The sequence below is a fragment of the Collinsella sp. AM24-1 genome (genome assembly GCF_003470325.1).
Lineage (GTDB): Bacteria > Actinomycetota > Coriobacteriia > Coriobacteriales > Coriobacteriaceae > Collinsella.
Genome location: NZ_QRHM01000011.1, coordinates 59,764 through 75,773 on the forward strand (window position 1 = coordinate 59,764; position 16,010 = coordinate 75,773).

Below are 16,010 nucleotides of genomic sequence, written 5' to 3' on the forward strand. Positions count from 1 at the left end.
GCCACATCTCCCTCACCAAAAAGCCCGAGTGTCGCTGGGACACCCGGGCTCGTGGAAAGGGGCTAATCCTTATTCGGACTTAAGCGGAAACTGCGGCGGAAGCGGTGTTGGTCTCGTCCTCGTCGGTCCAGGCGTGCTTAGGCATGGGACGGAAGATCTGGAAGAGCATCGCAACCAGCAGAACGATGGCTACAACCGTCCAAATACCAAACTGGCCAAGGACAAACAGGTTGTAGAACTGGTTGATGAACAGGCCGATCACCCAGGCAAAGGCGCACTCGTAGCCGATGGCAATCGCGGTCCACTTGCCGGAGTCCATCTGGTTGCGGATAGTTCCCATGGCGGCAAAGCACGGGGCGCACAGCAGGTTGAAGGCACCAAAGGCAACGCAAGCGCCCATAGTCGGGAACATGCCGGCAAACGCGGTCCACAGGCTCGGGTCGGTCTCGGCGGCGTCGGCAACCGACAGCAGCGAGCCGGCGGTGGCGACGACGTTCTCCTTGGCGACAAGGCCAGAGACAGTCAGCGCAGTTGCCTGCCAGGTGCTAAAGCCGAGCGGGGCGAAGATCCAGGCGACCAGGTTGCCCAGCATGGCAAGCACGGAGTAGTCCATGAACTCCTCGGGGATGCCGTCCATCGCGGGCAGGAAGCCAAAGGAACCGTTATAGCTACCAAAGTTGGAGAGGAACCAAACCACAACGGTGGACGCGAAGATGACCGTGCCGGCCTTTTTGATAAAGGCCCAGCAGCGCTCCCACACGTGCAGCGCCCAAGAGCGGATCGCCGGGAAGTGGTAGGCAGGAAGCTCCATAACGAACGGCGTCGGGCGACCGGCAAAGAGCTTGGTCTTCTTGAGCATGAGGCCCGAGGCGATGACGGCAAAGACGCCCAGGAAGTAGAAGAGCGGGCTAATCCACGCGGCGGTGGTAGAAGAATCGCCGATGATGGAACCCATGAGCAGGGCAATGATCGGCAGCTTAGCGCCACAGGGAATGAACGTGGTGGTCATGACCGTCATGCGACGGTCCTTCTCGTTCTCGATGGTCTTGGTGGCCATGACGCCGGGGACGCCGCAGCCCGAGGACACGAGCATGGGGATAAAGGACTTACCGGACAGGCCAAACCGGCGGAACACGCGGTCCATGATGAAGGCGACACGGGCCATGTAGCCGCAGTCCTCCAGGAAAGACAGCATCACAAAGAGCAGGAACATCTGCGGGACGAAGCCGAAGATGGCGCCCAGGCCGCCGACGATGCCGTCGCAGACCAGCGAATCGACCAGGCCGCCGTCCTCGGTGCCGCCCGCCACAAGGGCGTCGTGCACCATGGTGGTGATACCCGGGACATAGGGGCCGTACTGTGCCGGGTCGACCGAGTCGGCATTGTCGCCCGCAGCCTCAACAGCTGCGTCATAGGCGTCGCGACCCTGACCGAGCACGTACCAGCCGTCGGTGCCGAAGAGTTGGTCGTTGGTGAAGTCAGTCACCGTGCCGCCCAAGGTAGAGACGGCAATGTAGTACACACAGAACATGATGACCACAAAGATCGGCAGGCCCAGGATACGGTTGGTAACCACGCGGTCGATCTTCTCGGAGGTGCTCATCTTTGCCGGAGCCTTAGTGAGGCACTCGTCGATGATGTGGGCAATCACGCCGTAGCGCTCGCCGGTGATGATGGACTCGGCGTCGTCGTCGCAATCCTGCTCGCACTGGGCGACCAGCTGCTCGACGCGAGCGGCCTTCTCCTTGGTGAGGTTGATGAGCTTGCAGGCGTCCGCGTCGCGCTCGAACAGCTTGACGGCGTAGTAGCGACGCTTGTTGGCGGAAACGCTCGCCGGCAGATTGTTCTCGATGTGGTCCAGAACGTCCTCAATGGAGGAATCGAACTTGTGCTCCGGCACCTGGCCCTTGGAAGCAGCGGACTTTTTGACCTGCTCGAATAGCTCCGTGATGCCCTTGTTCTTAAGAGCGGAGATCATCATGACCGGGCAGCCGAGCTTCTTGGAGAGCTTGTCCGTGTCGATCTTGTCGCCGTTCTTCTCGACCAAGTCGGCCATGTTGAGGGCAACGACCACGGGCAGGCCGGTCTCGATAACCTGAAGCGCCAGGTACAGGTTGCGCTCGAGGTTGGTAGCGTCGACCACCTGGACGACGATATCAGGCTCGCCGCTCATGAGGTAATCGCGCGAGCACTGCTCCTCGGGGCTGTAGGGGGAAAGCGAGTAGATGCCAGGGAGGTCCGTGATGGTAACGTTCTTGTCGCTCAGGAGCTTGGCTTCCTTTTTCTCAACCGTGACGCCGGGCCAGTTGCCAACGTAGCCGTTGGCGCCGGTGATCAGGTTGAAAAGCGTGGTCTTGCCGCAGTTGGGGTTACCCGCCAGCGCGACATGGATCTGAGAGTCCGCCATTCAATCCTTCTTCCTTGTGTGCCTGCGCTGCTTTCTCCGCGCAGGCTGGATAATGTGCTTTAAAGTTGTAGCATTAAGTTAGAAAAACCTAACTTTATCTGCAGAAATATACGTCGCGAGTCCTTACTGAACCTCGACGACGGCGGCCTCCTCCTTGCGGATGGAAAGCTCGTAGCCGCGCACGTTGATCTCGACCGGATCACCGAGCGGTGCAACTTTCACGACCTTGAACGAAGTGCCCTTGATGAGCCCCAGGTCCATAAGGTGGCGGCGAAGCGCACCCTCACCGTGAAGCTTGACGATGGTGGAGCTCTCGCCCACCTTAACGTCACCCAACGTCTTCATTTACTTGTCCCCCTTTCAGTGCGTACAGAAATACCGTCGACTAACCGACGGTCATGATGTGCATGGCAACCTTGGAATCGATGCCAAAGCGTGCGCCCAGCACGGTGACGATGATATTGGCGCCACTCGAGCTCACCACGTGGATTTCGTTGCCCTCGACAAAGCCGAGGTCCTTAAGGTGGTGCTTCATATCCTCATTGCCCTTTACACGAGACACGCGCACGGTTTCGCCCGCTTTTACCATCGAAAGCGGCATTGCCGGCATCTGCGGTCCGCAAGACATGAGTGGCTCCTAACGTCAGTTCGTCCTCAACATCGACGCGGTAAAAGTTAACCACGCCTATGTTCGCTTTAGTAAACTAACACGTGGTTAACTTTTTGGAAAGGGTCCCCATTCAGATTTCGAAAAAGTTTCCTATATGAAACAAAGAAGGCACCGCAAAGACTGTCTCTTTGCGGTGCCTTGTCATACCAATTTATGCAACAGAGGGGGCTGCCCCTTTGCCACATTATTGCGGTTAAAGCGAGAGGTTTCTGATCGACGTGACGCAGGAGGCCTCATCCACGCCCGAAACGCGGAACACGATGTCTTCGCCACATTCGCCGTAGAGAGCCATGAGCCCCATCACATCGCGGCCGTCGGTATGGCGATCGCCGATGCTGACCGATACGTTGCTACGATGCTTGGCAATAATGTCATAGAGCAGCGCAACCGGGCGGGCATGCAATCCCAACGGATCTTTAATCGTCTTTGTAAACTCGACCATGTCCCCTCCCACGACGTCGCACATTCGGCCGGCAAACCCAGCCACGTGGTAGTTATTGTACGTTACCGGCGCACCCCCGTCCCACAAAAAACGAGGGAAGGCGCGCGTCCTTCCCTCGTTGCGGGCAATATGTAGCCGCTCGCCTACATCAGGCGCAGGCTGACGTCCTTGAGCTGGGCGCCGGAAACGGCACTCGGAGCACCCGACATGAGGTCGGAGCCGCTGGCCGTCTTGGGGAACGCCATGACGTCGCGAATGGAGTCGGAGCCGGTGAGCAGCATGCACACGCGGTCCAGGCCCAGAGCGAAACCGCCCATCGGGGGCGCACCAAACTTGAGCGCCTCCATGAGGAAGCCGAACTGAGACTCGGCGCGCTCCTCGGTAAAGCCCAGAAGCTTGAGCATGGACATCTGCATCTCGGCGTTGTGGATACGCATACCGCCGCCACCGGCCTCAAAGCCGTCCATGACAAAGTCGTAGGTGCAAGAGCCGGCTGCCAGCGGATCTGCCTCGATCTTGGCGATGTCGGTCTCGGTCGGCAGGGTGAAGGGCTGATGCTCGGCTGCATAGGCCTTGCGATCCTCGTCCCAGTGGAACAGCGGGAAGTTGACGACCCACAGGAAGTCGTGGCCCTCGCGCTTGATCTCGAGCGCGTTAGCCATGTGGGAACGCATGCCGCCCAGGATCTCGTCGGAGAGCAGGCGCGGGCCGGCGGCGAACATCACAAGGTCGCCGGGCTCGACGTTCATGCGCTCACGCAGAGCCGCCATCTCCTCGTCCGAGAAGAACTTGACGATGGGGCTGTTGATGGAGCCATCCTCGCGGAAAGCGATCCAGGCCAGGCCCTTGGCGCCAAACGTGGAGGCCACGCCGGCGAGCTTATCGATCTTGGCACGTGCCCAGGCACCGGCGCCCTTGGCGTTGATGGCCTTGACGACAGAGCCCTCCTCATTTGCGGCGGTCGCAAAGACCTTGAACTTGGAGTTGGCAAAGATGTCGGTCAGGTCGACCAGGTGCATGCCATAGCGGGTATCGGGCTTGTCGGAGCCATAGGTGTCCATGGCATCCCAGTAGTTCATGCGACGCAGCGGCGTGGGCATCTCGACACCCATGCGACCGAAGGCATCGGCAAGAACCTCTTCGAGCGCGCTCATGACATCGTTCTGGTCCACGAAGGACATCTCGATATCGACCTGGGTGAACTCGGGCTGACGGTCGGCACGCAGGTCCTCGTCGCGGAAGCACTTGGCAACCTGGTAGTAGCGCTCGACGCCACCGACCATGAGCAGCTGCTTCAGGAGCTGCGGGGACTGCGGCAGGGCGTAGAAGTTGCCCGGCTGAATACGGCTGGGAACGATGAAGTCGCGGGCGCCCTCGGGCGTGGACTTGAACAGGGAGGGCGTCTCAACCTCCATGAACTCACGGTTGTGCAGCGCCTCGCGAATGGCAAAGGTGAAGTCGGAGCGCAGCTTGAGGTTGGCCATCATTTCGGGACGACGGAGGTCCAGATAGCGATAGCGCAGGCGGGTGTCCTCGCTGGTCTCGATGCCGTCCTCGATCTGGAACGGCGGGGTGACGGACGTATTGAGTACCTCGGCGTGGTCGGTCAGGACCTCGATCTCGCCGGTCGCGAGCTTGGTGTTGGTGGTCTCCTCGCCACGAGCGCGCACGACGCCGTGGATCTTGATGGGCCACTCGGGACGCATGGTCTCGGCGATCTTAAAGGCATCGCCGTCGGAGTGCTCGGGGTCGAAGGTGAGCTGCGTGATGCCCTCGCGGTCGCGAAGGTCACAGAAGATAAGGCCGCCGTGGTCGCGGCGACGGCTCACCCAACCGGTGAGGGTGACCTCTTCGCCCACGTTCTCGAAGCGAAGCTCGCCGCAGGTACGGGTGTGCATGGAATGCTCATCGATGGGACGGGTCTGGCTCATACCAGTGATCCTCCTTTATGGATCTGTGCCGCCCCGTGTCGTTCCGGGCGGCGTCGTACAGATTTGCCCAGCCTGCGTAAACCGCGCAGCCGGGCATGGCGTTCTATCTTATCGCACCCGCGTCGATGTGCCGCGAAAAAGTAGCTCTTGCCCAAAGACTTGACGGAGACGAAACAATTGACGCGGCCTGGCCGTCGCCCAAGCGCGCGGCGTGCGACAATGTGCCCCAATACAACCGCACTCGGAAAGGCCCGTCATGACCGCACGCCTCATCGTTATGGATATCGACTCCACGCTCATCAACCAGGAGGTCATCGACCTGTTGGGCGAGGAGGCCGGCGTGGGCGAGCAGGTAGCGCAGATCACCGAGCGCGCCATGCGCGGCGAGCTCGACTTTAAGCAGGCGCTCGAGGAACGCGTGGGGCTGCTTGCCGGCTTGGATGAGAGCGTATTCGAGCGCACCTTTGAGCGCGTGACGTTTACCCCCGGCGCGCTGGAGCTTGTGCGCTCGGCACACAGCAAGGGCTGGAAGGTCGGCGTGGTAAGCGGCGGCTTTCACGAAGTCGCCGACAAGATCGTGGCCGCCGCGGGCATCGACTTTTGCCTCGCTAACCGCCTGGAGGTCGTGGACGGCAAGCTCACCGGTAAGCTGGCGGCAGACATCGTGACCAAGGAGTCCAAGCTCATCCAGCTGCTGGATTGGGCGGTTGAGTGCGGTGTCGACATGGCCCACACCGTCGCGATCGGCGACGGCGCCAACGACATCCCCATGATTCAGGCCGCGGGCACGGGCATCGCGTTTTGCGCCAAGCCCAAGACGCGCGAGGCCGCCCCGTTTGCCATCGACGAGCGCAACCTGATGCTCGCCATGGACATCATCCTGCGTGACTAGCCGATCCGTCTAACAATTGAATCAGTCTGTCCTATAGTTTCCGAACAATTTTGTCTTAGTGTTCGGAAACATACCCTTTGAGTGCTAGACTTTGCGCCGTCGAAGGGAACATATATGGATAAGCGAGATCTTGAGCAGCTGCTGAGCGATGTTGCCGGCGGATCAGTCGCCCCTGCCGACGCGCTTACGCGCATCCAGACGGCGCCAACCGCCGATCTGGGTTTTGCGCAGCTCGATCTTTCGCGCGGGGTGCGCCAGGGAGCCGGCGAGGTTGTCTACGGCGCCGGTAAAACCGCCGAGCAGATTGCCGCCATTATCGAAGCGCTGCACGATGCCGGCCAGGAGCGCATCCTGGTCACGCGCCTGGACGCCGAAAAGGCAGACCGCACCTCGGAGCTCCTCGACAACGGCATCGACCTGGGATATGTCCCGGACGCACAGCTCGCCCTCGTGGGAGGCAAGCCCTCCCCTACCGGCAACGGACGCATCGTCGTCGCCTGCGCCGGCACGAGCGACCTGCCCGTCGCCGAGGAAGCCGCATTGACGGCCGAGTTCTATGGCAACGAGGTCGACCGCCTCTACGACGTGGGTGTCGCCGGCCTGCACCGTCTGCTCGCGCATGCCGAGGAACTTGCCCAGGCACAGGTGGTCATCGCCATCGCCGGCATGGAAGGCGCGCTGGCGAGCGTTGTCGGCGGTCTGGTGAGCTGTCCGGTCATCGCCGTTCCCACCAGCGTGGGCTACGGCGCAAGTTTTGGTGGCGTAGCCGCACTGCTCGCCATGCTCAACTCCTGCGCCAGCGGCGTATCGGTCGTCAATATCGACAACGGCTTTGGTGCCGCCTACCAGGCAAGTCTTATCAATCATCTGAGCGCCGGCACACCCTGCGCCCGTTAAGGAGCATTCCATGTCCAACCATCAGCACACGCTTATCATCGACGGCACCTCGGGCATCAGCGGCGACATGACCGTCGCGGCCCTGCTCGACCTGGGCGCCAGCGAGGAGCACCTGCGCGAACAGCTCGCCACACTGCCGGTCGACGGCTTTACGATCGCCGTCACGCGTGCAAACAAGCATGGCATCGACGCCTGTGATTTTGACGTCCAGCTTGCAGAGGAGCTCGAGAACCACGACCACGATATGGCCTGGCTCTACGGCAACGAAGCAGCTGCCGAGCACATGCACGAGCATGAGCACCACCATCATGACCATGACGAGCACGAACACGAGCACTGCCACGAGCATGACCATGAGGGTCACCATCACGCCCACCACCATCACCACCGTTCTTTGGCGGATGTCACCGCCATCATCGATGGCTCACGGCTAAGCGATGGTGCCAAGCGTCGTGCCCTCGCCATTTTTTCCGTACTCGCCGATGCCGAGGCAAAGGCTCACGGCAAAACGCCCGAGACCGTCATGTTCCACGAGGTAGGCGCCGTCGATTCCATCGTCGACGTCTGCTCTGTCGCCATCTGCCTCGATGACCTAGGTATTGAGGACATCGTGGTCGAGTCGCTCTCCGAAGGCCACGGAACCATTCGCTGCGCCCACGGCCTTATGCCCATTCCCGTCCCCGCTGTCGTCAACCTGTGCCAGGCGGGCAATATCGCCCTCACGCCCGCACCGGTCGCTGGCGAGCTCGTGACGCCCACGGGCGCCGCCATCGTCACCGCGCTGCGCACGTCCGAGCACCTGCCGGCACGCTACCACATCGAGGCCGTCGGCTACGGCGCCGGCAAGCGCCCCTACGAGGGTTGCTCTGGCACGCTCCGTTGTCTACTCGTTGACGTGGATGCATAGCCATGGATGCCCGCAAAGAAAAAAGCCGCGCTGCCATCGTTGCAGCGTTCTCCGAGCTGCTACGCGAAGAGGATTACGGCAAGATTACCGTCGGCGACATCATCGCTCGTGCCCACGTAGGCCGCGCGACATTCTACGGCCTCTTTAAGAGCAAAGACGACCTACTGTCCGAGCTCGTGAACGACATCTGCACCCACGCCCTCGACGACGATGGTACGCCGCTCGACGACCCACTCGTGCAAGTCGAGCATATCCTCAACAACCTCTGGGAACGCCGTCAGGGCGTTCGAGCCCTCGTAGCCGGCGCCGGCTCACGCGTCTTCGCCGACTGCCTCCGCAAGACCATCATGTCGCGCGCAGCCGAAACCGTCCCCGTCGACCCCGCAGGCCCCGCCGCCACCATGGACCGCAGCTTCTTACTACACCACATAGCCTCAAGCTTCGTAGGAATGGTCCAATGGTGGGCCTGGCACAACTTCCAAGCAAACAAAGCCGACGTAGCCAAAGACTACCTCTCAGCCATAAAGCCCCTCTTCACCTAAGTAAGAAGCTCATCCCAAATCATCGACCCAACCCAGGCCGCCACGCATCCCAAAGTGTCATTCACACTTCAACGCCCCCAACAGCAACAAGCCCCTCCCATCTATATTCAGATATATATGTTGGGCTGCTTGTTCGAAGGCAACTGGATTCCCGCAGGGTCCGGCATAGGTTAACTTTCCGCCGCATTCCGCAGGACGCAAGAAGCTCCCGCCGCACGAAGTGCGCAGCGGGAGCTTCTTGCATGTCCGAGGACGCGGCGGAAAGTTAACCTATGCCGGACCCGGGCGTTATATCAATTGTCTTGGCCTAGAACATGCCCAAGAAACCATGCACAAACAGCGCGGCCAGAGCGGCACCGACAAACGGAGCGATGCCAGGAACAAGCAGGCCGTACTTCCAGTTGTTGTCAGCCTTGTTCTTAATCGGCAGCACCTGATAGGCCATGCGAGGACCAAGGTCACGGGCCTGGTTCATGGCGAAGCCAGTGATACCTCCCATGCCCATGCCAACAGCCCAAACGATCAGACCGACGCAGATAGCGAGCATCAGGACGTTCTCGCCAGCACGGTTAGCAGCAGCAAGGATGGCGCTGATGAACACAAAGGTGCAGATAGCCTCGCAGAAGAAATTACGGGCATAGTTCGTACCCTCGGTGGTGGGGTTGGTCGAGAAGATGTTGCGCTGAGCAATGGGATCGATGACACCATCGGAAGCCTTGAACTCATCGGCATACATCAACCATGCGATCACGGCACCCGCAAAGCCGCCGAGCATATCGGCAATCATGAAGGGGATGCAGCTGCTCCACGGCACCAGACCGACGATGCACTGGGCAAGCACCATAGCCGGGTTCATGCACACGGCGCCACCAAAGACAAACAGGCAGACCGAGATGCCAAAAGACCAAGTGGTGATGGCAAACATATGGCCGGAGCCCTGATACTTGGTACCCTTAAGCACGGTATCGCAGTGCACGCCCACGCCAAAGATGATCATGAGGGCCGTTGCGCCGAATTCGCAGAGGAGTTTGGTAAGCATAAAACCTTATCTTTCTTGTCGGTTATAAACGATTCGTTTAGGCCGCGTACTAGTGCTGTGCGACGACAACGCCCAGGCCATCGGGAATGACGGCCACCTTGGCATCGGCACCCTTCATCTCAAAGGCGAGCTTGAGCGCCTCATCGAGGGTGTTGACCGGCGTCATGTGCATATCCTTGATCATCTGGTGATCGCACAGGTCGGTGACCATGATCACAGGGTGATGCGCCAGGATGCGGGCAAAGATCTGGCTCGTCCACTGGTCGGGCAGGGTCTCGTCCTTAGGACGGTCGATGCAGGCACGCTCAAACTCCGCCGGATCGTTGTCGGCGATGTTGTGATAGAAGCCCTCGCCACCGTGACCGTCGGCACAGCCGGCGACGTCGATGATCACGCCGCCCTCGGGAAGCGTAGCCTCGGCAGAGCACATGCCCTTCACGGCCTGATAGATGTTCTGGTCGAGCGGGTAGCCGCCGTTGGTGGTAATGGCAATCTCGCACTCGACGGGCTCAACGCCGGCAAGGCTCTTCACGAACTCGCAGCCAGCCTCGTGCGCCTTGTGGATGTCGCCGGCAAAGGAGCCGATGACCTCGTGCTTGCCGTTGAGCACCACGTTGAGCACAAAGGCAAGGTGAGCCATCTCGGCAGCGGCAAACATGTCCTCGCTCACGTGGTTGTGGCACAGGTTGCCGGCACGCGAATGGGAATCGTTCACAAACTGACCGTTGTGGTTGTACATGATGGTCTTGTAGCTGGCGATGCCAGGCAGGACGGACTTGCGGCTACCAGAGAAACCGGCAAAGAAGTGCGGCTCAATAAAGCCCTCGGCAAGCAGCAGATCGCAATCGGCAGCAATCTTGTTGATGATGCACTCGCCGCCAGAAGGCAGGGTGCCGATCTTTTTCATCATGCTGTCATCGGTCGCGACGTGCATAACGATTTCCTCGTTGGCAACGATCTCCTCGCCGTACTTGTTGACGAGTTCCTCATGCGTCGACGGACGATGCATACCCGTAGCAACCAAAATGCGCACGCGAGCCTCGGGCGCAGCGGAATGGATGTGATGCAGCAGAATAGGCATCGTCACACGCGAGGGAACGGGACGCGTATGGTCGGAGCTAATGATGACGATATCCTTCTTGCCAGCACAAAGCTCCTCGAGCGACGGCGAGCCATAAGGGTTGGCAAGCGACTCCCCTACCAGCTCTTCCTGCGATTTCGTGGTCTTAAACTCGTTTTGATGACCTTCCATCACACCCGCGAAGTTCTTATCCTCGAGCTCCAGATGCAACGTCTTGTGGTCAAACGGCAGTTCACATTCAAACAATGACGAGCGCCCTCTTCCTTTTCAACTGACACACTAGATAAACCGTTGGAAGGATACGCCGCTCACCGAAAAACACCACCGTCCACCGACTCATTAACACAACGTTCATATTTGACCCACAACAAAACGGCCGCGACCCCAAACGGGACCGCGGCCGCTACAGTCGTAAGGCGAGAAGCACCACATGCATCTCAATCCCGATCGATAAGGCGCGCGGCGCGAAGCGCCAAACGCGCCGCCGGGACAGACCCCATCCAAAACGCGCGAAGCGCGCCATTAATTCCCCCAGCAGTAATCCACTGAAGACCGGACATCGCAGGGCCCGCCATTAGTTTACTTTTAGGCACACTCCGCAGGACGCAAGAAGCCCTCGCCGCACGAAGTGCGCAGCGAGGGCTTCTTGCATGTCCGAGGACGTGCCTAAAAGTAAACTAATGGCGGGCCCGGACGACTACAGGGCTATCGATTACCCCGTGTTCTGCAGTCCTGCCGAGACGCCGGTCACAGTCGAAAGAATCAGGCTCATGTACTCGGCCTTCTTCTCCTCGGCCATCTCGTCCTGGTTCATACGCACCTCGCGAAGGGCGCGAACCTGGGCGATGGACAGGGCGTCGACGTAGGGGTTACGCACGCGAACGGCGCAGCCGAGCACGCGACGACGCTGCAGCGGCCATTCATCACCGACGATGGCAAGGACCCACTTACGGGTGAGCTGCATCTCGGTAAAGACCTTCTTGGACAGATCATCGCGGTCGCCCAGATGCAGATACATCTTGGCGATGCGCTGATCGGTCTTAGCAATCGACATCTCGATGTTGTCGATAAAGGTGCGGAAGAACGGCCACTCCTGGTAGGCAGCCTTGAGCTGGTCAAGATCGCCCAGCTGCTCGCAGGCGGTGCCCAGACCGTACCAAGCGGCCAGGTTAATGCGCGCCTGGCTCCAGCTGAAGATCCACGGGATGGTACGCAGGTCATCGAGCGACTTGGCGCCCAGACCGCGCTTGGCGGGACGCGAGCCGATCGGCAGCAGACCGACCTCGGTCAGCGGCGTCACGGTCGAGAACCACGGTGTAAAGTCCTCGGTGTTCAGCAGGTCCAGATAGCGTTCGTGGCTTGCAGTGTTGAGCTTCTCGGCCATATCCCAGAACTTCTGCGTGGTCTCGGTGTTGGTCTTCTCGACACTCGGGGCCGACTGCAAAAGCGTTGCGGCGGCAACGGACTCAACATGGCGCTGAGCCAGCGTGCGGTTGCCGTAACGGGCAAAGATGACTTCGCCCTGCTCGGTAAGCTTAAAGAAGCAGTTGACCGAACCCTTGGGCTGCGCCAGCACGGCCTTGTTGGCCGGGCCGCCGCCACGGCCCACGGCACCGCCGCGACCGTGCATGAGCACCAGGTCGATATCGTTCTTCTCTGCCCACTTGGCGATGCGCTCCTGCGCGGAGTGCAGCGCGAGCATGGCCGTGGTAGGACCGGCATCCTTGGAAGAGTCGGAATAGCCCAGCATGACCTCCATGCGGCGGTTGGTCTGGGCAAGGCGCTTTTGCACCACGGGCAGCGTAAGCATCTGATCGAGCACGTCGACGCAGCCCTCGAGGTCCTCGAGCTGCTCGAACAACGGGATCACGTCGAGCTCGGGGACATCCTCCTCGTGTGCAAAGGACAGGTGCGCCAGCTCAAAGACGTCGGCCACATGCTGAGCGCTCTTGGTAAACGAGATGATGTAGCGGTGCGCCATCTTCTTGCCGTAGCGCTTTTGGATGGAGCCGATAGCGCGGAAGGTATCGATGACCTCGCGCGTCATGGGCTGCAGGTCGCCATGGATACCGTTCTCGTGGATATCCTTAAGGGCGCGGGCATGCACCACGGAGTGCTGACGGAACTCCATCTCGACCATATGGAAGCCGAAGGACTCGACCTGCCAGATGATGGTTTGGACCGGGCCGTAGGCAGCACGGACGGCACCGCAGGCGGCCAGCGAACGCTGGACGACGCGCAGGTCATCCAGGAACTCGTCGGCGCTGTGGTACATGGTGTCGGTGATACGACGGACGGTGGCGTTCAGGCGGTCGGCCATGACGAGCATGACGGCGCGATGCGGCTCGTGCTCGGAGATCAGCTCGGCGCGGGCCGTGTAACGAGGGCTCATCTCGACCTGATGGTTCCACAGGTTAATGAGCTCGGCCGACGGCTTGCTGTAGGTAGCCTCGAGCGTGAGGTTGCGGCCGATGTGGCGGCACTTGTCCTCGAGCTTGAGCACCATGTGCGTAAAGTACTTGGCGGCGACCTCACGGCTCACCTTGGCGGTGACGTTGGGGTTACCGTCGCGGTCGGAACCGATCCAGCTGCCGGGATGGAAGAACGCCGGGCACAGCGGCGGCACAGTACCGGCCTTGTCGCCCAGCACCCAATCGTCAAAACGACGATAGATAACGGGGATAACGTCGAACAGCGTGTTATCGAAGATGTCGATGATGGTATCGGCTTCCTCGACCGGCGTGGGCTTCTTGAGCGCGATGGGACTCGTACGCACCAGGGCGTCGATCTCCTGCAGCATATGGCGCTCGTTCTCCACCAGGTCGGAGCCGCCCAGACGCGGACGCTCCTCCAGCAGGTTGGAGATACGGCGGATCTTGCCCTCGACGGCCTTACGACGGGCCTCGGTGGGATGTGCGGTAAAGACAGGGTGGAACTCGAGCTTGTCGAGCAGCTCGTTGGCACCCTCGACACCCAGCTCATTCACCAGCTGGTGATAGGCAACGGTAAGCTCGTTGGCAGGATCGACCTCGGTATCGGTCGACGCACCGGCCTCGCGCTCGCGCAGCTGCGCCACACGGTAGTTCTCCTCCGACAGGTTTGCCAGATGGAAAAAGCTCGTAAAGGCGCGAACGATGACCTGCTGCTTATCGAGCGGCAGGCTGTCGATCAAATCGACGACCTCACGAAATGCCACGGCAGTGGGCTCGTCGGCGGTGGGCACGCCCTGCTCGTCGACGGCTTCGTCGGCAGCGCAGGTACCGGGGTTGCCGGCATTGACCACAATCTCGGCTGTCAAAATCTTGTCGAACAGGTCCGCGATCTCGGGATCATACTCGCTAAGCACACGGCGCTCCAGGCGCAAGAACAGCGCCAGATTGTCGCGCAGCTCCTCGGGGATCTCGATCTCGGCGAGACGCTCCCTGGACTCGGCATTCGAGCCGATTCGGTTAACGAGGCGGTTGACCACGGCAGCGACGCGCGCCGCGGCTTCGGGTACAGACTGGTTGCTTAGGTTCTCAGCCACGTTTCCTCCCATTCCTCCTTCTATGCACGTAACATGCGGTATTCATTATAGGCGCTTGAGAAATACTTTCGACACTGATTGCGCTTTACCACACAAAAGTATTTTCTGCATTGCAAAGGTTTTTGCCCTAAATGGTCGTATTTCTCGGTGGGCGGCATACGTAAACGGGGGCATTCCGCATAAAAGCGAAACACCCCCGTAACAATCGCTCTCCATGAGCAGGACACGTTAGCAGGCCCGAAGCTCAAAAAGATGCGCTACAGGCGCTCGCGAACCGCCTCGACGACGTTGTCCAGATCGGCGAGCACCTCGTCATGGCTCTGCATGTCGCGCACTTTGACCTTGCCGGCGGCAAGCTCGTCGCCACCCAGGACCAAGATGAGCTTGGCGCCTACCTTATCGGCTTGCTTAAACTGGGCCTTGAGCGAACGACCCTGATAGTCGGCCTCGGCCACGATACCTGCGGCGCGAAGCTCCTGCGTAATGGCAAAGACGTTCTGACGCAGCTCCTTGCCGGCGTTGGCGACATAGACGCACGGGGCCTCATCGGCACCCAAATCGCTGCCAAAGGCCTGCAGGGCCAGCAGGGCGCGCTCAAAACCGACAGCAAAGCCGACGCCCGCCGTGGGCTTGCCACCCTCGAGCTCGACCAGGCCATCGTAGCGGCCGCCGCCGCCGATGGAGCCGACGCCGGCGCCAGGGGCCTCGACCTCAAAGACAGTACGGGTGTAGTAGTCCAGGCCGCGCACCAAGGTGGGATCCTCGACATACTCGATACCGGCGGCATCCAGATAGCGCTTGACCTGCTCGTAGTGCTCGCGGCACTCATCGCACAGGTTGTCACCCATCAGCGGAGCCTCGGCCATGATCTCGCGGCAGTGGTCGTTCTTGCAGTCGAAGGCACGCAGCGGGTTGAGCTCGGCGCGCTCGCGGCACTCATCGCACATCTCGTCGGCGTGATCGAGGATGAACTGCTTAACCTGCTCGCGATAAGCCGGACGGCACTGGGCGTCACCCATCGAGTTGATGAGCAGACGAAGCTTGGAAAGATCGAAGCCCAGGCGCTTGTAGAACTCCATGAGCATGATGATGCACTCGGCGTCTGCCGCCGGATCGGGAGCGCCGAGCCACTCGATGCCCACCTGGTGGAACTGGCGCAGGCGGCCCTTCTGGGGACGCTCGCCGCGGAACATGGCCTCGGCGTAGTAAGCCTTAAACGGCGTGGAGCCCTGGGGCACCAGATTGTTCTCGACGACGGCGCGCACCACGCCGGCCGTGCCCTCGGGGCGAAGTGCCAGGCGCTGCTTGGGCTTGAGTTTGGTGTCGGTGCCCTCGGTAAAGACGCGCTCCAGGTTGGCACCGCTGAACACGCGGAACATTTCCTTGCGCACGACGTCGGTCGACTGGCCGATGCCGTGGACAAAGACGTCCACCTGCTCGATCGCGGGCGTCTCGATGGGCTTAAAGCCAAACGGCTCGAACACGCCGGCCGCAATCTGCTGCATCTTTTGCCAGGCGCGCATCTCGGCGCCGATAAGGTCGCGGGTTCCCTCCGCCTTCTGTGCCTGCATGGGCAAACACCTTTCTTTTGTATCGCGTCATAGGTAGTGGTCATTATACGGCACAAACACAAACAGCGGCGGCGCATCTGGCCGAACGAGGGTATGGGGACTCGT

13 protein-coding genes are annotated in these 16,010 nt (G+C 60.6%); 4 read left to right on the top strand and 9 right to left on the bottom strand.

The features are described 5' to 3' along the window. Nucleotides 1–79: 79 nt before the first annotated feature. The 5 genes from DW661_RS05855 to aspS all read right to left on the bottom strand — a co-directional run bounded on the left by DW661_RS05855 (nucleotide 80) and on the right by aspS (nucleotide 5,450). Entirely contained in the window at nucleotides 80–2,407 is a 2,328-nt protein-coding gene (locus tag DW661_RS05855) for a ferrous iron transporter B (RefSeq protein WP_118934969.1), read from the bottom strand. A gap of 123 nt (nucleotides 2,408–2,530) precedes the next feature. After that, entirely contained in the window at nucleotides 2,531–2,752 is a 222-nt protein-coding gene (locus DW661_RS05860) for a FeoA family protein (protein ID WP_006234774.1), read from the bottom strand. Nucleotides 2,753–2,792: 40 nt separating this feature from the next. After that, nucleotides 2,793–3,035, bottom strand: coding sequence for a FeoA family protein (locus DW661_RS05865; RefSeq protein ID WP_022094360.1), 243 nt, complete (start codon nucleotides 3,033–3,035; stop codon nucleotides 2,793–2,795). 235 nt (nucleotides 3,036–3,270) lie between these two features. Beyond that, entirely contained in the window at nucleotides 3,271–3,519 is a 249-nt protein-coding gene (locus DW661_RS05870) for an HPr family phosphocarrier protein (protein ID WP_158564421.1), read from the bottom strand. Between the two features lie 143 nt (nucleotides 3,520–3,662). Continuing rightward, nucleotides 3,663–5,450 carry an aspartate--tRNA ligase gene (aspS, locus tag DW661_RS05875; RefSeq protein ID WP_118934972.1) on the bottom strand — a complete coding sequence of 596 codons (1,788 nt, stop codon included), beginning with the start codon at nucleotides 5,448–5,450 and terminating at the stop codon, nucleotides 3,663–3,665. A 256-nt stretch (nucleotides 5,451–5,706) separates the two neighbouring features. Between aspS and serB the strand changes: the two genes are divergently transcribed. From serB to DW661_RS05895, 4 genes are all read left to right on the top strand, one after another. Further along, nucleotides 5,707–6,342, top strand: a complete 636-nt coding sequence (gene serB, locus DW661_RS05880) for a phosphoserine phosphatase SerB (RefSeq protein WP_117563673.1) — start codon at nucleotides 5,707–5,709, stop codon at nucleotides 6,340–6,342. A gap of 114 nt (nucleotides 6,343–6,456) precedes the next feature. Continuing rightward, nucleotides 6,457–7,239: a nickel pincer cofactor biosynthesis protein LarB gene (larB, locus tag DW661_RS05885; protein ID WP_117848135.1), complete on the top strand. Its 783-nt coding sequence runs from the start codon at nucleotides 6,457–6,459 to the stop codon at nucleotides 7,237–7,239. Nucleotides 7,240–7,249: 10 nt separating this feature from the next. Beyond that, nucleotides 7,250–8,146 carry a LarC family nickel insertion protein gene (locus tag DW661_RS05890; protein WP_117770443.1) on the top strand — a complete coding sequence of 299 codons (897 nt, stop codon included), beginning with the start codon at nucleotides 7,250–7,252 and terminating at the stop codon, nucleotides 8,144–8,146. A gap of 2 nt (nucleotides 8,147–8,148) precedes the next feature. Next, entirely contained in the window at nucleotides 8,149–8,688 is a 540-nt protein-coding gene (locus tag DW661_RS05895; RefSeq protein ID WP_117770442.1) for a TetR/AcrR family transcriptional regulator, read from the top strand. 307 nt (nucleotides 8,689–8,995) lie between these two features. Here DW661_RS05895 and larD read toward each other — a convergent pair whose 3' ends face one another. From larD to hisS, 4 genes are all read right to left on the bottom strand, one after another. Further along, nucleotides 8,996–9,727: a D/L-lactic acid transporter LarD gene (gene larD / locus DW661_RS05900; protein ID WP_006234784.1), complete on the bottom strand. Its 732-nt coding sequence runs from the start codon at nucleotides 9,725–9,727 to the stop codon at nucleotides 8,996–8,998. 49 nt (nucleotides 9,728–9,776) lie between these two features. Then, the gene (gene larA / locus DW661_RS05905) at nucleotides 9,777–11,054 is read right to left on the bottom strand and encodes a nickel-dependent lactate racemase (RefSeq protein ID WP_117770441.1); all 1,278 of its coding nucleotides are present in this window, start codon (nucleotides 11,052–11,054) and stop codon (nucleotides 9,777–9,779) included. A gap of 466 nt (nucleotides 11,055–11,520) precedes the next feature. Continuing rightward, nucleotides 11,521–14,334: a phosphoenolpyruvate carboxylase gene (locus DW661_RS05910; protein ID WP_369832481.1), complete on the bottom strand. Its 2,814-nt coding sequence runs from the start codon at nucleotides 14,332–14,334 to the stop codon at nucleotides 11,521–11,523. A 257-nt stretch (nucleotides 14,335–14,591) separates the two neighbouring features. Beyond that, entirely contained in the window at nucleotides 14,592–15,905 is a 1,314-nt protein-coding gene (hisS, locus tag DW661_RS05915; protein WP_117770439.1) for a histidine--tRNA ligase, read from the bottom strand. Nucleotides 15,906–16,010 lie beyond the last annotated feature (105 nt).